Source organism: Carboxylicivirga longa (assembly GCF_050589825.1).
In the GTDB taxonomy this organism is placed as follows: Bacteria; Bacteroidota; Bacteroidia; order Bacteroidales; family Marinilabiliaceae; genus Carboxylicivirga; species Carboxylicivirga longa.
Genome location: NZ_JBNGOZ010000027.1, coordinates 20,763 through 39,594 on the forward strand (window position 1 = coordinate 20,763; position 18,832 = coordinate 39,594).

The following is an 18,832-nucleotide window of genomic DNA, read 5'->3' on the forward strand; positions in this document are numbered from 1 at the left end:
TATATGAATAGCTGCAATTCTTTTGTGGCTATTTTTTTTAATATTAAACACAAAGTAAATGACAGAGCAAATGAAGCGCGTTCTTCGGGATTCAAAGAGCGCGAGATGGACCGCACTTGTAATATTATCTTTTACAATGTTTGCAGGTTACATGTTTACGGAGGTTATATCTCCGATGAAACCCATTCTTGAAAGAACCTATGGTTGGAAAAGTGCCGATTTCGGTGTTGTAACAAGTGCCTATGGCCTTTTTAATGTATTCCTGCTGATGTTGGTATTTGTAGGGATACTGCTTGATAAGTTTGGTATTCGGTTTAGCACCATTGCTTCGGGTGCCTTAATGATCATTGGGGGTTTTATTAAATGGTTTGCTTTTAAAGGCGGCTTTAGTACTACCGAAGAGATTAACGTACTTTGGTTATGGAACATTAAGGAGCAGGTGTTCTTTGCGGGCTTAGGCTTTGCTATTTTTGGTGTGGGTGTTGAGTATGCCGGTATTACCGTGTCAAAGGCAGTGGTAAAATGGTTTAAAGGGAAAGAAATGGCACTTGCCATGGGCATGCAGGTAGCAATTGCGCGTATCGGTTCTTTCGCTCCTCTGGCTTTTGGCGCCTTACTTGCCGACTCCTACGGTGTGCCTTTTACGGTTTTAATGGTAGTTGTTTTCCTGGTTATTGGCTTAATTGGCTTTTTCTACTATAACTATATGGATAAAAAGCTGGATAACCAACTTGGCGAAACCGAGGATTTGATGAGTGAAGAGGATAAATTTAAAATCAGCGACCTGAGTGTTATTTTGGGCAATAAGGGATTTTGGTTGATCGCGCTTTTGTGTGTTTTGTTTTATTCTGCTGTTTTCCCATTTTATAAATATGGACCAGACTTAATGGTTAATAAATTTGGTGTATCTGAAAAGTGGGCCGGTCTTTTGCCTAGTTTGGTACCTTTCGGAACTATGTTTTTAACACCCTTCTTCGGGAGTATCTATGATAAGAAGGGTAAGGGTGCTACCTTGATGATTTTAGGTTCATTGCTGTTGATTGTGGTGCACACCATTTTTTATCTGCCGTTTTTAAGCAATGTAGTTATCGCTTTTTTCAATGTTCTAATTTTGGGAATCGCCTTTTCGCTTGTGCCATCGGCCATGTGGCCTTCCGTGCCTAAAATAATTCCTGAAAAGCAATTGGGTAGTGCTTATGCTTTAATATTCTGGATTCAGAATTTTGGTTTGTGGGGCATTCCTTTGTTAGTGGGTATTGTGCTTGATAAAACAAACCCGGGTGTGGCCGAAGCTAAGGCAGGCGGCCAGGATGTGGTTTATAATTATGCAAGCACATGGCTTATTTTTGTCTCATTAACGTTTGTGGCTTTGCTGGTGGCTTTACTTATTAAGCGTGAGGATAAATTAAAAGGCTACGGCCTTGAACGACCTAACATTACTGATTAGGTAAATTTATTGTCAGGTAGTTATTCATATGGATTATCAACATGATACACTAAATGTGTAATGAGTGCTATCGCATACAAATGTATAACGAACAGTCATCCTGCGGGTGGCTGTTTTTTTTACGTCAGATGGTATTGTTTTGTTGATCCTTTGGAAACAAGGAATCGGTTTCTTAAGTAGCTGGAAACATGATTATCGCCTCGGAAAAGATGGATTAATACAAGGATCATTACTAAATTTTTAAAGCTTCAGAAACTATGAAGATGATAAAAAAAGAGGCCAATCGTTTGAAAGGCCTCTCTTTAATTTATCTCTTGTTGAAGATTTACATGAAAATAAACTTCATAATAAACAACACTGCGAGCACGTAGCAAACAATGGATACCTCCTTGAGTCTACCGGTAAGTAATTTCAGCAGTACATATGATAAGATACCAAACACAATACCTTCGGCAATGGAGAAGGTGAGGGGCATCATAATAAGCGTGAAGAAGGCAGGAATTGATTCGGTAAAATCATCCAGATCCAGATTTTGAATAGGCGTCATCATCATTACTCCTACCAATACTAACGCCGGTGCGGTAGCGGCAGCAGGAATCATTAGGAATAAGGGTGATAAAAACAAGGCCAGGATGAAGAGTACCGCAGTTGTTAAGGCGGTTAATCCTGTGCGTCCTCCCTCGGCTACCCCTGATGCCGACTCCACATAAGTAGTAACCGTTGAAGTACCCAGTGCAGCACCTACAGTAGTACCCAGAGAATCGGCCATCAGTGCCTGCTTCACATTGGGGATGCGACCGTCTTCGCCTATCATCTTCGCTTTAGTAGAAACACCAATTAATGTGCCTACTGTGTCAAACATATCCACAAAAAGGAAAGTGAAAAGTACGGTTATCATGGTGAAGATACCTTCTGCCGATTTAACCCACTCCCACTCGAATTGCCAGGCAATGGATGAAATAGAAGGTACTGAGAAATCAAAGTGCGGCATCTGTGTTACCTGCAGCGGAATACCCACCAGCGTAGTTAGAACCATACCAATAAGCAGAGCGCCTTTTACTTTTAGCGCCAGCAGTACACCGGTAATTACAATCCCGCCAAGTGCCAATAATACGGCTGCACTTTTCATATCGCCCAAATGCACGTAAGTGGCTTCGTGTGATACGATGATGCCAGCGTTCTTCATGCCGATAAAAGCAATGAAGAGACCGATACCAACCGAAATGGCATTTTTAATACTCCCGGGAATGGCATTGATGATTAACTCGCGGATATTGAAAACCGTCATCAAGATAAAGATGATACCTTCCAGAAATACCGCCGTTAAGGCAAATTGCCATGACATGCCCATACCGATGCACACGCCAAAGGCGAAAAAAGCGTTTAGTCCCATACCGGGAGCCAGCGCAAAGGGTAGCTTTGCCCATAGCGCCATTACCAGTGTTCCCACTGCAGCCGATACGGCAGTAGCCGTAAAAAGCGCGCCTTTATCCATGCCGGTAGCCGAAAGGATATCGGGGTTAACCGCCAGGATGTATGCCATTGTCATAAATGTAGTGATACCCGCTACAATCTCGGTTTTGACAGTGGTATTATTCTTTTGTAATTGAAAAAACTTTTCTAACATGATAAAACTATTTAAATGTCATTTCATTAGAATGTCCACTTGGCACCAAGCGTTGGGCAAACTAAGGACCCGTTTTTCACAAAGTTATTGCTAATTTCTACTTCGCCACCCACTGAAAAGTTTTGGCAGGCATTGTACCAGATTTGAGGCTCGGCAAGAAATACGTATTCGCCACCAAAAGAATCCTGACGCCAGAAATCAGCAAATCCTACTACAGACAGCTTGCGCTCAAAAAAGTGAAGACCAAAAACCGCAGTGATCTGAAAACCGGTTAGGTTATCACCGTTGATTTTACCGTCCTTAATCTGTTTCAGGTTGGCCGATACAGTTAATAGCTTAGAATAGTCAGCGTTGTTGAAGGTATACTGACCACCGATTAACCAGGCATTGTTAATGGGGAAGTTAAAGCCATCGCCAATACCAACACCACCGTTGTATTCGATGCGGGGCTCAAATTTCTGTGTCTCATTCCATTTGAAGCTACGAGCAATCTCCCAATAGGCAAGTGATACACCATTGTCAACGCCGCGCGAGTCGTTGCTATAGTCCAGGTCAACAAAGAAAAAAGTGCTACCGTAGTTGTCTGGTTTAAACATTTCCAGTGTAGTAGTTACCATCTTACGATCCTTGCCGAAGTCGTAGTGTAGTTGCAGGTTCTGTGCGCTGGCGCTGAGGCTTAACCCCAAAATAGCCATCAACGAAAATACAATTCTTTTCATGAATGATCTTTAATAATTAGTTTATAACTTTAGTTTTTGATGGCGCAAAAGTAAGTAAATTATAAATGTCATTAAAGAATAATTTCTGCAACGGTGTAATTAGGAGCTAATTTGTAGTGAGTAAGGCAAAAAGTCAAAAAACTGCATGGCATCTATTTAAGGGCTTTGTCATTTGTTTTTCACTCTCTCAAAATCTATATTTGTACACTTTTTTAAATTAAGGGTAAAAATTGTATTAATGAGCGCAAAATTTCCGGTATATAAAGGATTAGACTTGTCCCAGATAAACAAAGATGTTTTAAAGACCTGGGAAGAGAACGGAGCATTCGAGAAGAGTATTACGACCCGCGAAGGGAAGCCTACATTCGTGTTTTACGAGGGACCGCCTTCTGCCAATGGTATTCCGGGAATCCACCATGTGATGGCGCGCACCATTAAAGATGTTTTTTGCCGTTATAAAACGCAGCAGGGTTTTCTGGTGAAACGTAAGGCTGGTTGGGATACACATGGTTTACCGGTTGAGTTGGGTGTTGAGAAAGCCTTGGGTATTACCAAAGAAGATATTGGTAAAAGCATCTCGGTAGCCGAGTATAATGAGGCGTGCCGTAAAGATGTAATGAAATATACCGATTTGTGGGAAGATTTAACCCACAAAATGGGCTATTGGGTCGATATGGACGACCCCTATATTACTTATGACAACCGTTACATTGAAACCTTGTGGTGGCTACTGAAGGAGTTGTATAAGAAAGGTATGTTGTATAAAGGATATACCATACAGCCCTATTCGCCTGCGGCCGGTACAGGTTTGAGTACTCACGAGCTCAATCAGCCCGGTTGTTATCGCGATGTGAAAGATACAACCTGTACTGCGCAGTTTAAGATAGTGCGTGATGCAGCTTCGGAGAAGCTATTTGAGGGCGATGAAGATCTCAGCTTCCTGGCGTGGACAACTACGCCCTGGACACTGCCTTCGAATACTGCGCTGGCCGTTGGTCCAAAAATAGAATATGTCAAAGTAAAATCGTATAACCCCTATACGGGAGTACCTGTTTCGGTGATTGTGGCCAAGTCGCTGGTGAATAATTATTTCAATCCGAAAAATGCTGAGCTGGATTTTGATGCTTATCAGCCCGGGGATAAGAAGATTCCTTTTACTGTTGTGGCTGAGTATGTGGGTACTGATTTGGAGGGAGTGCGTTACGAGCAGTTGATGCCTTGGGTGAAGCCTGATGGTGATGCCTTCCGGGTGATATTGGGTGATTACGTAACCACCGAAGATGGTACAGGTATTGTGCATATTGCGCCTACTTTTGGTGCTGATGATGATCGTGTTGCCAAGGCTGCCGGCATTGCGCCGCTCATCCTTATCGATAAGGAAGGAAAGCGTCAGCCCATGGTGGATAAGACTGGTAAGTTTTTTCGTATCGAAGATTTGGATGCTGAGTTTGTTTCTCAGTTTGTTAATAAAGAGGCTTACCGTGAGTATGCCGGGCGTTTTGTAAAAAATGCCTACGATGCTTCATTGGGTGAGGATGCACCTACGCTTGATGTGGACCTTTCGGTCATGTTGAAGAAGGAGAACAAAGCCTTCCGTGTAGAGAAGCATGAACATAACTACCCGCATTGCTGGCGTACAGACAAGCCGGTGTTGTATTATCCACTGGATAGCTGGTTTATTAAAACCACGGCGGTGCGTGACCGTATGATCGAATTGAACAAGACCATTAACTGGAAACCCGGCTCAACGGGCACCGGTCGCTTTGGTAAGTGGCTCGAAAATCTGGTGGATTGGAACCTGAGTCGTTCGCGTTATTGGGGTACGCCGCTGCCCATCTGGAAAAGCGAAGATGGAACGGAAGAAAAATGCATTGGCTCGGTAGAAGAGCTGATGAACGAGATAAATAAGGCTGTAGATGCCGGCTTGATGGAGAAAAATCCATTTGAAGGCTTCGAGGTAGGTAATAACTCAAAGGATAACTATGAGAAGATCGACCTGCATCGTCATCATGTGGATGACATTATCCTGGTGTCTGACAGTGGGCAAGCCATGAAGCGTGAGTCTGACTTGATTGATGTGTGGTTCGATTCAGGTGCTATGCCCTACGCGCAAATGCACTATCCGTTTGAAAATAAAGAAGGTTTCGACCAGATTTATCCGGCCGACTTTATTGCTGAGGGTGTCGATCAAACGCGTGGCTGGTTCTTTACCTTACATGCTATTGCTACCATGTTGTTCGATTCGGTAGCCTTCAAAAATATTATATCCAACGGTTTGGTGTTGGATAAGAAGGGTAATAAAATGTCGAAGCGCCTGGGTAATGGTGTTGATCCTTTTGAGGTGATTGAGAAATATGGTTCCGACCCCTTGCGTTGGTATATGATTACCAATTCTCAGCCCTGGGATAACCTGAAGTTTGACATTGCCGGGGTGGATGAGGTGAAGCGTAAGTTCTTTGGTACGCTATACAATACCTATTCTTTCTTTGCACTGTATGCTAATATCGATGGTTTTACCGGTAAGGAAGCTCAGATTCCCGTGCCCCAGCGGGCTGAGATTGATCGTTGGGTGATGTCTCTGCTAAACTCTTTGGTGAAAGAGGTGAGTGATGCCTATGAAAATTATGAGCCGACGCGTGCCGGGCGCGCCATACAAGAGTTTGTGATCGAGAATCTTAGTAACTGGTATGTGCGTTTGAATCGCAAGCGTTTTTGGGGAGGTGAGATGAATGAAGATAAGTTGGCTGCCTACCAGACACTATATGCCTGTTTGGAGACGGTGACGCTTTTGGCATCACCCATTGCGCCTTTCTTCTGCGATCGTCTCTTCGTTGACCTTAACAAAGTATCGGGTAGGCATAGCGATGTGTCCGTTCACCTGGCTAAATTCCCGACCAGCAACGAACAGTTGATCGACAGTGCTCTTGAAGAGCGTATGGAATATGCTCAGTCCATTTCATCCATGGTGCTGGGCTTGCGTCGTAAGGTGAACCTGAAAGTTCGACAGCCGCTAAATAAAATTATGATTCCGATATTGGATGAGGCTTTCGAGCATCAGTTGGAAGCGATAAAGGATTTAGTGCTTGCCGAGGTGAATGTGAAGGAAATGGAGTTTCTGAAAGATGCCACGGGTGTGCTGGTGAAGAAGATTAAGCCCAACTTTAAAACCCTTGGTCCTAAGCATGGTAAAAATATGAAAGCAATTTCAGGTGTAATAAATGCGATGGGTCAGGAAGAAATTGCTATCTTCGAAAAAGAAGCGGCATATACACTGAATGTCAACGGAGAGGCAGTGGTGCTGACGCTTGAGGATGTAGAGATTATGTCGGAGGATATCCCGGGTTGGTTGGTTGCCAATGAGGGTAAAATAACCGTGGCCCTGGATATTAATGTGAGTGATGCGCTTCGTGAAGAAGGAATAGCTCGTGAGTTTGTTAATCGCATTCAGAATTTGCGTAAAGACTCAGGCTTTGATGTGACAGATAAAATTAAGCTGCGTATTCAAAGACACGAAGCGATTAATGCAGCGGTAGAAAAACATGCCGAATACATAGGAGCTCAGACCCTGGCTGTGGAAGTGGATCTGGTGGAGCAATGTGAGAAGGAAGGAGTTACTATCGTTGATATTGATGATGAAATAAGTACCGCTTTGCATATTGAAAAAGCATAAGCGCCCTATATGATAACTTAAACTTAGTCGTTATGGCTGAAAAAACCCGTTACTCAGATGAAGAGCTTCAGGAATTCAAAGAGATTATTCTGAAGAAACTCGATAAGGCCAAAAAAGATTATGAACTACTGCGCAATACCATTACTCACCAGGATGGTAACGATACGCAGGATACGTCTCCCACTTTCAAAGTATTGGAGGAGGGAGCGGCGGTTCTGTCAAAAGAAGAGGCCGGTAAGCTGGCACAGCGCCAGCAGAAATTTATACAACACCTGTCGGCAGCGCTTGTACGCATTGAAAATAAGACCTACGGTCTTTGTCGTGTAACGGGTAAGTTGATACCCAAAGAGCGCCTAAAGGCAGTGCCACATGCTACTTTGAGTGTTGAAGCCAAGCAGGGACAAAAATAATTCCCCTGTCGTCTAAGAAATAAATAATCAGCTCACTTGACCAATGGACTATACGATACTTCCATTGGTCATTTGTGCGTTAAATACACCTATGTTTACCCTATTTCTGGTGAGTGTCCTGAAGGGGTTGGTATCGGTGCAGTAAGTAAATTTTTAATAATCAGATATGTCCGTACTAAAGAAGTCTGTTCTTTTAATTGCTCTTGTTCTCATTGTTGATCAGGTTGTTAAGTTTTATATCAAAACGCAAATGATGTTGGGGGATGAAATTCCTGTTTTCGGACAGTGGTTCATCATTCATTTTGTGGAAAACCCCGGCATGGCCTTCGGTATGCAGCTAGGCGGTAAATTCGGAAAGGTGTTTCTGAGTATTTTTCGCATCGTGGCCATAGGAGGCATTGGCTGGTACATGGTGAAGCTGCATCGGAAGCAGGCTCCCAAGGGTTTGATTTACTGTGTGGCTCTGGTGCTGGCCGGTGCGCTGGGTAATGTAATTGACAGTACTTTTTATGGTTTAATTTTCGATAAGGGAATGGTGTATGATGGGGAACTTGGACGTTGGTTTGGGTATGCCGGGCAGGCCGTTTTAAGCACCGATGGGTATGCCCCTGTATTCCAGGGTTGCGTGGTAGATATGCTGCACTTTCGCTTGTTTGAGGGCTATTATCCCGGATGGTTTCCTTTTGTAGGAGGTGATAAGTTTGAGTTTTTCCGTCCCGTATTTAACATTGCCGATTCCGCCATTACCATTGGTATTTTGAGCATCCTGCTCTTTCAAAAACGTTTTTTAACAGAACACTGAAGCCCTTGGTGTAATAGGCCTGCAAGTAGTTGATGGCGTTTCATTCCTAAAATTTGTGGCCTTATTATGTTTTTAAGCGCTTTTATACATAACTTCGCGGCGACTTTTTCGTAGCAAAGAGTAGCCAAAACGTATGTTTTGCTATTTCATATTAACTTGCTGTTTCCGCTTGTGCCCTCGTGCATAGATGGGAGTCAGGAAGCGGTAGCGTATCAAAAAATGACTATGAATAATTATAAAGTACAGTTTAATAGGTGTTTGCAGAAAGTATTACTCTTTACTTTCTACAGTATTGTAATCAGTTTATGCAGCAGTAACGAATTAGTTGCACAAAATGTAAATCCCAACGCTGTTGATGTTAAATCGGTAAATGTCGATGATTTAAGCGATGCTCAGGTTTTGCGTATGGTGCAGGAGATGGAGAAGCGTGGCTTAAGTGAACAGCAGGCAATTGCCCTGGCACAGGCCCGGGGCATGAGTAGTGCACAGATAGCAAAGCTGCGGCAGCGAATTGCTGCTGTTAAAATAAGCGGAGGGAGTGCAGATAAAGCAATGGGAAGCACACAGCAAGGAGGCTTGGTGGGGGGAGAAACTTCTATAAAAGAACCGATTGATTCAGCGGAGGTGGATCAGCGCATTTTTGGTTTTTCCTTTTTTAACAATGAGAACCTTACTTTCGAGCCTAATGTAAATATACCGGTACCACCCTCTTATGTGCTGGGTGCCGGCGATGAAGTGTTAATCGACGTATGGGGAGCTTCACAACAGAGCTATCAACTGATGGTGGATAAAAATGGTAGCATCAATATACCTAATGTTGGTCCAGTGCAAGTAGGCGGACTCACTCAGAATGCAGCTCAAAAGCGTGTGTTCAATAAATTGATTAGCATCTATAGCGATCTTAAATCATCGCAGCCACGAACCTTTGCTTCCATTAATATTGGAGCCGTTAAATCTATTAAAGTAAATGTGATAGGTGAAGTGTTTGTGCCAGGTACCTATACATTACCGGGTACAGCGTCAGCTTTCAATGCTTTATACTTGTCCGGAGGGCCCAATAGAGAGGGGTCATTCCGCAATATACAAGTCATTCGTAATGGTAAAGTCTTGCAAACACTTGATGTTTATGCCTATCTACTGCGGGGGAAGGCTGATGTTAATATATCCCTTAGTGATGGTGATGTGTTAATGGTGCCTACCTATGAAAAAAGAGTTAAGGTAGGTGGTGAACTTAAGCGAAATGGCATTTTCGAAGCTCGTGGTGATGAGAGTGTGGCTGATATGATAGAATATGCGGGTGGTTTCACGGAAAAGGCTTATACACATCGTGTGGAGCTGTATCGTACTACTTCCCGCGAGCGTGCCTTTAGGGATGTGCTCAGTGAGGATTTTGATAATCTCGTTCTTCAAGGAGGTGACAGTATCTTTGTGGGGCCTATTCTGGAGCGTTTCGCCAACAAGGTTAGTATTGAAGGGGCTGTTTACAGGTCTGGTAACTATGAGTTAACAGAAGGTCTGAGCTTGCAGCAATTGATTGAACGTGCCGACGGAGTACGTGAAGATGTGTTCCTAAGCCGAGGATTGGTAACCCGACTGATGGATGACTTGTCACTGCAAAATATTCCCTTTGATGTACAGGCTGTGCTCCGTGGAGAGCGTGATATTTCTCTGCAGCGTGAAGATGTTGTCACCATTTCTTCTATTAATGATATGCGTGAGATACAAACTGTTGAAATATTAGGAGAGGTGCAGTATCCCGGTGAGTTTGATTTTCAAGAGGATATGACGCTATCAGATCTTGTATTTAAGGCAGGGGGATTTAAAGAATCGGCCTCTCAAGCCTATATTGAAGTGTCGCGCCGCTTATCTTATGAAGAGGCGCAAAAAAATAACGACAAGATAGCCCATGTTTATCAGTTTTCTGTTGATCGTAATTTGACGATGAATGGTGAAGATGCCCAGTTTGTAATTCAACCCTTCGATCAGATTTTTGTACGTCGCTCACCGGGCTTTGAAGAAAAGGCCGTTGTTCGCGTGTTGGGCGAGGTAAATTATGCAGGTGACTTTAGCCTGACTTCGAAGAAAGAACGCGTCTCAACAATGATCCAAAGGGCGGGAGGTCTATCACCTGATGCCTACCCTAAAGGAGCCATGTTAACTCGTAAAACAAAGGTGTCGCAAAAAGTAAAACGCTTGCGAGAGCAATTGATGAAGACTGATACTACCTTAGTGTTTTCCGATTTGGGTTTTGAGGTAGTTAGTATAGATCTGGAGAAAATACTTAAGAACCCTGGGTCAAAAGCAGATATTTACCTTCAAAATGGTGATGAACTGGTGATTCCGCGTGAGCTTCAGACGGTCAGCGTTGACGGTAGTGTGCTTAATCCGCTTTCTGTATCCTATGTTAAAGGTCAAAAAATGAAACACTACATTCAACAGGGTGGTGGCTTCGATGACCGTGCCAAAAAGCGTAAGGTCTATGTGATTTATCCCAATGGAGCAGCGTCATCTACTAAAAACTTCCTTTTCTTTCGCAAGTACCCAAAAGTACTGCCTGGATCTGAGGTTGTGGTGCCGCAGAAGCCCGATAAGGAGCCCGTTCCAGCAACAGCCTGGATTGCTATGGCCAGTGCATTGGCGTCCCTTTCGCTAACCATTGTAACTTTGGTTGATCGGCTTTAGTAGAAAAAGTGGAAAATTATTACCGCAGATAAGGAATGTGAAACAATTCAGTTGTTTATGCATCCGTGAACATCTGCGTTAATCCGCGGACAAAGAGAAAAAAAGAATAGTATCCACAGATTAACACAGATGATAAATAGCTGCCCTATTTATTTCTAATCCGTGAAAATCTGCGCCAATCTGCGGACAAAAAAAGAAAGGGATCCATAGATATGCACAGATTTCCACAGATGAAAATAGCTTTGCTATTTATTTTTAATCCGTGTGAATCAGTGTTTATCTGCGGACAACGAATATAATAACTGATGTAGGTGGAAATGACACTCTTACCTGATAAAGAAAAGACCTATAAGATTATAGGATGTTGCATGGAGGTGCATACCGTGTTAGGAGGCGGTATGTTAGAAGCTATTTATCAGGAAGCTTTAGGTATTGAGTTGGAATTAAAGGGAATTTCATTTCAACGAGAAAAAGAACTAAGAGTTAATTATAAGGGAGTTCGACTTAATAAAACGTATAAAGCAGACTACATTTGTTATGATGAGATTATTTTAGAGTTAAAAGCTGTTTCAGAATTAACAGACGAACACTTGGCACAAGTGATAAATTATTTAAAGATAACAGGGAAGAAACTGGCACTCCTGGTTAATTTTGGAAATGAGTCATTGGAATATAAGCGAGTGATTAACTCATGATATCTGCGTTAATCCGTGCTAATCTGCGGACAAAGAGGAAAAAATGGCGATCCACAGATTAACACAGATTCTCACAGATGATAAATAGCTGCGCTATTTATTTTTATGATCCGTGTTAATCAGCGTGCATTAGCGGACAAAGAAATAGGAAAAAGTGATCCACAGATTACACAGATTACACAGATTCTCACAGATGATAAATAGCTCTGCTATTTATTTTTATGATCCGTGTTAATCAACGTGCATCTGCGGACAAAGAGAGAAGGAATAGGATTTACAGATTTACGCAGAAAAATAGCCTTGCTGTTTTATTTTATCGTGAAACAAAACGTTTGTTTACATCTGCGTTAATCCGTGCTAATCTGCGGACAAAAAAATAAGCCACAGATCACACAGATGATAAATAGCTATGCTATTTATTTTTTAATCCGCGCCAATCTGCGGACAGATAAATAAACCACAGATTGCACAGATTATTATAGAAAGAACTAGTTTTGCAACTTGTTTTTTTAATCCGTGTCAATTCGTGGACAAAGAGAAATTATAAACTATTCATCTGAGGGAAATATAACAGTACACTTAATGAATACAGAAAATACAAACGAAAACCTGCAAATCATCAAGGACGATGAAATCGATCTCATCGCCCTCATTAAAACGATTTGGCAAGGACGGAAAACCATTTATTACAGTATCTGCATAGCCTTGTTCGTTGGCTTGATCATTGCCTTTACAAGTCCTTCAAAGTACGCAGCTTCCTGTACCTTAATTCCCTCGGAAGAGAAACGAGGTGGTAACATGGGTAACTTAGGAGCCTTGGCGGGTATGGCGGGTATTAACCTGGGTTCCATGATGGGTGGTACTTCCGGGATTCCTGCCGAAATCTATCCCCAGGTGGTGAATTCCTATCCCTTCAAAAAGGAGATGATTCATCAGCAGTTTCATTTCGAAGATTATGCGGAGCCTATTTCTCTATACGATTATGTACTGGCCGATACGATTCCTACGTTGGGAAGTCAAATCGCCAAATACACTATTCGTTTGCCCTGGACAATTAAGGATGCTTTGTTGTTTAAAGAAGAACCTGCGCAGCAGGCTGATTATGGCGTTTTAAATCTGACTGAAGAGGAAGTAATGGCCATTGATGCACTGGAGGAAGTGATTGTGGTGGAAGTGGATCAGAAGACGGGTTTAATTACCGTGTCGTCAGAAGTTGGTGAGCCTATCTTTGTGGCACAGTTGGTGCAAAAAGCGGTTGAGTTGCTGCAAGACTATGTGATTCAATATAGGACTAAGCAGGCGCGTGAACATTTGGCCTTTGTACAGGATCAGTACAATTCAAAGAAAGCCGAATATGAAACCGCCCAGGCAGCCTATTTCGATTACAAGGATCAGCACCGTAATATGGTAACAGAACGTGTCAACCTTGAATTTCAGCGCCTGAGTGATCAATACGACATGGCCTCAACTGTGTTTAAAGGCCTGGCGCAGCAATTAGAACAGGCGAAGATTGCCGTCAACGAGCAAACACCGGCTTTTACCATACTGGAGCCTGCCAAAGTCCCCATTGAAAAGAGTGCACCGAAGAAGAAGATTATCTTAGTAGTGAGTATTTTCTTAGGAGGCTTTATTGGCTTGGGCGTTATATTCGGGCGATTGGTTTGGAATAATATTAAGGCTAACTTTTAATATTACAACATTTAAATTCGCGTACAGCAAAAAAGAAAAGTATCTGCAGATTTAACAGTACCTGTCCCGCAATGGCGGGATTCACGCAGAAAAATATTGCTGGACTATTTTTTAAATCTGTGATAATCTGTGCAAATCCGCGGACAAAGGAAATGATAAAATGATCTGTTTATTTAGCGTGATGAGCTTAAGAACTAAGCGCTAATAACTACATACTAACAGTTAATCATGAAAAAGATATTACTCGTATTCGGAACACGGCCTGAGGCCATTAAGATGGCTCCGGTAGTGAAAGCCTTTCAGGCAGAGAAAGAGAAATTTGAGACCAAGGTGTGCGTAACGGCGCAGCATCGTGAGATGTTGGATCAGGTATTGTCGTTTTTTGGAATCAAGCCCGATTACGACCTCAATCTGATGAAACCCAATCAGAACCTGTACTCGCTTACCGGTGATATCATCAATGGAATGAAACCGGTATTAGAAGAATTCAAACCTGATGTAGTTTTAGTGCATGGCGATACCACTACCTCTACAGCAGCAGCATTGGCCGCTTTCTACAGTGGAGCCAGAGTGGGGCATGTGGAAGCAGGCTTACGAACCTATAACAAACGCGCTCCTTTCCCTGAAGAATTAAACCGTCAGTTGACAGGGCGGATGGCTGATTACCATTTTGCACCGACAGCGCAGTCAAAGGCGAATCTATTGAGTGAGAATACCTCTGAGGAAAGTATCCTGGTTACGGGTAATACCGTTATTGATGCCTTGTTGAAATCTGTGGAATTGGTTAATAGCATTCAGGATAATCCGGAAATTAACAGCTTGAAAGAAATTGTTGATCCGGCTGAAAAGCTCGTTTTGGTGACCGGGCACCGACGCGAAAATCATGGGCAGGGTTTCCTGAATATATGTGCAGCTTTAAAGCAGATTGCTGAGGAACGCAACGTGCAGGTAATTTATCCCGTGCATTTGAATCCTAATGTGCAAAAGCCGGTTTATGAAATTTTGGGTGATAATCCCAATATCCAACTCATTAAGCCCTTACCTTACGAAGCCTTTATTTGGCTGATGGATAAAGCCCATTTGATTGTAACGGACAGTGGTGGTGTACAGGAGGAAGCACCTAGCCTGGGTAAACCCGTGTTGGTGATGCGCGATACCACTGAGCGTCCCGAGGCCGTGGAAGCAGGCACCGTTATCCTGGTTGGTACCGATAAAGATAAGATCGTATCCGAGGCCACAGATTTATTAACGAATACTGAACGTTACGAGCAAATGAGTCAACTCCATAATCCCTATGGAGATGGCAAGGCAGCACAACGCATCGCAGATTTTTTAAAAGAGAATTAAACTTAATCTTACTCATCGGATGACTAGTTTACCAGTCATTAAATAGTCATCCGATGAGTATTACACAGGATTATTGAAAAATAACGACAATGACAAAGAATATCACCGTATCAACATTAGGGCTTGGCTATATCGGTTTGCCAACCAGTGCACTGGTAGCCTCAAACGGTATTAAAGTAAATGGCATGGATGTGAACCCCAAGGTGGTGGAGACCATCAATCGGGGCGAAATCCATATTGTGGAACCGGACTTAAACAGTTATGTGGCGGAAGCGGTGGATAAGGGTTTCCTAAAAGCAGCTACTACCGTTCAGCCTGCCGAAGTTTATTTGGTGGTTGTTCCCACCCCCTTTAAAGGTAATCATGAGCCTGATATTTCCTTTGTGGAGGCGGCCACAAAGAATATTATTCCTTTGTTAAAGGAAGGTGATTTGTACATCATTGAATCTACTTCGCCGGTGGGGACTACAGAAAAGATGGCTCAACTTATCTTTTCCCAACGCCCTGAGTTGGAAGGTGAGATCTATTTGGCATATTGTCCGGAACGTGTTTTACCGGGCAATGTTATGTACGAATTGGTTCAGAATGACCGGGTGATTGGTGGTGTTGACCAAGCAAGTACACAAAAAGCCATCGAATTTTATTCTTTGTTTGTTAAAGGGCAGTTACACGCCACTAATGCCCGCACTGCAGAGATGTGCAAACTCACTGAAAATTCCAGCCGCGATGTGCAGATAGCCTTTGCCAATGAGTTGTCTTTGATCTGCGATAAGGCCGGCATTAATGTGTGGGAGTTGATTGAACTGGCCAATAAGCACCCGCGTGTTAATATTCTGCAACCCGGTTGTGGAGTAGGCGGTCACTGTATTGCCGTGGATCCCTACTTTATTGTTTCTGATTACCCGCGCGAAGCACAGATGATTGGTAAAGCACGTGAAACCAATAACTACAAATCTTTCTGGGTGGCCGAGAAGATTCAAAATACTAAATTGGAGTTTGAACTCAAACATGGACGTAAACCATCTATCGCCATTATGGGGCTGGCTTTTAAACCTAATATCGACGACTTACGCGAATCACCGGCTAAATACATTGCACAAAAAGTACTGCAAAGTGCCAATGATGAGGACATCTACTTTGTAGAACCCAATATTAAGGAGCATCAGGTGTTTAAGTTAACTGACTATAAGGTTGCTTTAGAGAAAGCTGATATTGTTGCGTTTTTGGTGGCGCATGATGAATTTAAAAAGCTCGATTTGGAGAATGATAAAGTGGTATTGGATTTTTGTGGCGTTGTTTAGTAATGCGTGAATTATTTAAGAAAGCAATTATTTATGGAGTAGGAAATATTGGTTCTAAACTAATAATGTTCATCCTTGTTCCTTTATATACGCACTATCTTTCGACAGAAGATTTAGGAGTATATGACCTAATATGGACATCTATTAATTTATCTGTTCCAATATTCACAATGCAATTACATGAAGCTGCCTTTAGGTGGTTAATTGAGGGGTATAGGGATAAAAGGGAAGTTGTAATTTCAAATTCAGCATTGGGAATTGTATTATTTTTTACACTTACACTGTTTGTATCATTCATTGTCTTATCATTAATTCAGTATAGGCTTAGTCTAAATATCTATTTGCTTAGTTTCTTACTTACTATGGCAATGTGCGTCTATAATTTTATGATGCAGATTACTAGAGCTATAGGTTATTCTGTACTATATGCATTATCTGGTTTTGCGATGACATTAGTGTTGTTGGTTTGTAATCTCATAATCATACAAACAAGTAGAATGCAAATCGAAATGATTTTGTTATGCAACGTAATAGCTTATTTTTGCATTAGTATATTTTTGTGCTTCAAACTTAGAGTTTGGAATTACTTCAAATGGAAATATTTGTCTATTAAGGTTTTAAAGGATATGGTAATATACTCAAGTCCTTTAGTGCCTAATACTATCAGTTGGTGGTTTATAAATTCTTCATCAAAATTTTTTTTGTTTCACTTTTATGGTAGCTCTGTTAATGGGATTTATGCTGTAACTACAAAATTTTCTACAATATTATTTCTTTTTAATGGGATTTTTAATTTGGCATGGCAAGAATACCATATCAGCAAAAGATTCGATGATTCACAGTTTTCTAGGATATTTAACACCTACGTTTTTTTTGAATGCCTTGTAGTTGCTTTAATTATTGTATGGATAAAACCATTGATTAAAGTAGTCGTAGATGAAACATATTATGAATCATCTAAATACGTACCTATTCTTTTAATAGGAGTATGTTTTCAAGCGTTTTCTGCATTTATGGGTGCAAATTTTATGAAAAATAGACAAACTTCGATAATAATGAAATCTTCCTTACTATCAGGATTAATTTCAGTTGCTAGCTGTTCTATTTTAATTCCATTTTTTGGTATGTGGGGGGCCGGAATATCAACATTGCTTGGAATGTTAGTGTTGTTTATATACAGACTTCAATATGTTCTAAAAAATGTTACTTTTGAGCTTGATACGAAAGTATTAATCGCTTCAATAATCAGTGTTTCAATTGCGATGTTAACTTTTTATGGTAGTTTCAATATAAATGTATTGGCTACATTTATTCCAATTTTATTTTTAAGTTATTTTATTATTTCGAAAAACAAACTAACATGAAGTACGGTCTATATACATATTCCGATTACAAAGGATATTTAAACATTGGCGATCATATACAAAGTATTGCAGCTAGACAGTATTATCCACATACTGACGTTTTTATTGAGAAAGAAAATATTTCAGCTTATGATGGTGAAGATACAAAGATGATTTTAAATGGCTGGTATATAAGAAAGCCTGAATCTTGGCCACCAAATCCTTGTATTAAACCATTATTAACCTCAATTCATATTAATTCTAATGCTGCAAATAAGTTTTTATCGAATAAAAACACTGTAGATTATTTAAAGAGGAATGGTCCTGTAGGCTGTAGAGATATGTATACTAAAAAAGTACTCGAAGATAAGGGGGTTGAAGCATATTATTCTAGTTGTTTGACATTAACTTTGAATAAAACAATTAAGAAGACAAAGAATACAGATGAAGTACTAATCGTAGATCCCGCTTTAAGGCCGCCAAAAGAGACTCCTTTATTAGTTTTAAAATTAGTTTGTAAAGGGGTTATATTTTACTGGCTTAATGCAGGGTTCAGGAGAAATTTCAAAAAGCAACATAAAGGTTATTTCTATTTTAAAGGAATCAAAGGTCTTATAAAAAAATATTTTCAAATTGGTGCATTATCTAAATGTATAAGTAAAAATATTTTATTAGAGGCAAAATATATAAAGCACTCTTTTCATAAGTCTTTATTAGAAACTGATGAGGAAAGATTTAGTTATGCTAATGATTTATTGCAACGTTATGCAAATGCAAAATTAATTATAACATCTAGGATTCATTGTGCATTACCAGCTACTAGTTTGGGTACTCCTGTTGTTTTTATAGATGTTGGATACAGGAACTTTTCTGATTCTGGAAGGATTTCTTCAATGAATAAATTTTTCAATAATATTCGAATCAGTCCAGAGGGGATCTCTAACGATTTTGGATTAGATGGAAATTTCATATCTTCTAAAGACGAGATTAAGACAAAAAGTGAGCATGTGAAATTCAGTAATAAGCTTAAACAACAATGTGAAGAATTCATTAAAAGTTAAGGATATCAGATATTAATTTCAGTGATGCTTTTTTAGACT

The 18,832-nt window shown here is 41.1% G+C and carries 13 protein-coding genes; 11 read left to right on the top strand and 2 right to left on the bottom strand.

What is annotated here, in order from left to right; genetic code table 11:
• Window positions 1-58 precede the first annotated feature (58 nt).
• Window positions 59-1,447 carry an MFS transporter gene (locus ACRD7A_RS17170; protein WP_430812577.1) on the top strand — a complete coding sequence of 463 codons (1,389 nt, stop codon included), beginning with the start codon at window positions 59-61 and terminating at the stop codon, window positions 1,445-1,447.
• 325 nt (window positions 1,448-1,772) lie between these two features.
• Here the strand turns inward: ACRD7A_RS17170 and ACRD7A_RS17175 are convergent, their stop codons facing one another.
• Together ACRD7A_RS17175 and ACRD7A_RS17180 are read right to left on the bottom strand one after the other, a co-directional pair.
• Window positions 1,773-3,074, bottom strand: coding sequence for an NCS2 family permease (locus ACRD7A_RS17175; protein WP_430812578.1), 1,302 nt, complete (start codon window positions 3,072-3,074; stop codon window positions 1,773-1,775).
• Window positions 3,075-3,100: 26 nt separating this feature from the next.
• Window positions 3,101-3,793: a DUF5020 family protein gene (locus ACRD7A_RS17180; RefSeq protein ID WP_430812579.1), complete on the bottom strand. Its 693-nt coding sequence runs from the start codon at window positions 3,791-3,793 to the stop codon at window positions 3,101-3,103.
• Window positions 3,794-4,031: 238 nt separating this feature from the next.
• Here ACRD7A_RS17180 and ileS point away from each other — a divergent pair, with 238 nt between their 5' ends.
• The 10 genes from ileS (at window position 4,032) to ACRD7A_RS17230 (ending at window position 18,793) form a co-directional block, all read left to right on the top strand.
• Window positions 4,032-7,463: an isoleucine--tRNA ligase gene (ileS, locus tag ACRD7A_RS17185; protein WP_430812580.1), complete on the top strand. Its 3,432-nt coding sequence runs from the start codon at window positions 4,032-4,034 to the stop codon at window positions 7,461-7,463.
• 32 nt (window positions 7,464-7,495) lie between these two features.
• Entirely contained in the window at window positions 7,496-7,873 is a 378-nt protein-coding gene (locus ACRD7A_RS17190; RefSeq protein ID WP_262327799.1) for a TraR/DksA family transcriptional regulator, read from the top strand.
• Window positions 7,874-8,039: 166 nt separating this feature from the next.
• Complete coding sequence (locus ACRD7A_RS17195) at window positions 8,040-8,675, top strand: lipoprotein signal peptidase (protein WP_430812581.1); 636 nt, start codon at window positions 8,040-8,042, stop codon at window positions 8,673-8,675.
• Window positions 8,676-8,900: 225 nt separating this feature from the next.
• On the top strand, window positions 8,901-11,357 hold the full coding sequence (locus ACRD7A_RS17200) for an SLBB domain-containing protein (RefSeq protein ID WP_430812582.1): 2,457 nt from the start codon (window positions 8,901-8,903) through the stop codon (window positions 11,355-11,357).
• A 317-nt stretch (window positions 11,358-11,674) separates the two neighbouring features.
• Window positions 11,675-12,052, top strand: a complete 378-nt coding sequence (locus ACRD7A_RS17205; RefSeq protein WP_430812602.1) for a GxxExxY protein — start codon at window positions 11,675-11,677, stop codon at window positions 12,050-12,052.
• 582 nt (window positions 12,053-12,634) lie between these two features.
• Entirely contained in the window at window positions 12,635-13,741 is a 1,107-nt protein-coding gene (locus tag ACRD7A_RS17210; RefSeq protein ID WP_430812583.1) for a Wzz/FepE/Etk N-terminal domain-containing protein, read from the top strand.
• A 228-nt stretch (window positions 13,742-13,969) separates the two neighbouring features.
• Complete coding sequence (gene wecB, locus ACRD7A_RS17215; RefSeq protein ID WP_430812584.1) at window positions 13,970-15,088, top strand: non-hydrolyzing UDP-N-acetylglucosamine 2-epimerase; 1,119 nt, start codon at window positions 13,970-13,972, stop codon at window positions 15,086-15,088.
• Window positions 15,089-15,177: 89 nt separating this feature from the next.
• Entirely contained in the window at window positions 15,178-16,389 is a 1,212-nt protein-coding gene (gene wecC, locus ACRD7A_RS17220; RefSeq protein WP_430812585.1) for a UDP-N-acetyl-D-mannosamine dehydrogenase, read from the top strand.
• A 2-nt stretch (window positions 16,390-16,391) separates the two neighbouring features.
• The gene (locus tag ACRD7A_RS17225) at window positions 16,392-17,753 is read left to right on the top strand and encodes a lipopolysaccharide biosynthesis protein (protein WP_430812586.1); all 1,362 of its coding nucleotides are present in this window, start codon (window positions 16,392-16,394) and stop codon (window positions 17,751-17,753) included.
• Window positions 17,750-18,793, top strand: coding sequence for a polysaccharide pyruvyl transferase family protein (locus ACRD7A_RS17230; RefSeq protein WP_430812587.1), 1,044 nt, complete (start codon window positions 17,750-17,752; stop codon window positions 18,791-18,793). Before ACRD7A_RS17225 ends, ACRD7A_RS17230 begins: the two co-directional genes overlap by 4 nt.
• Window positions 18,794-18,832 lie beyond the last annotated feature (39 nt).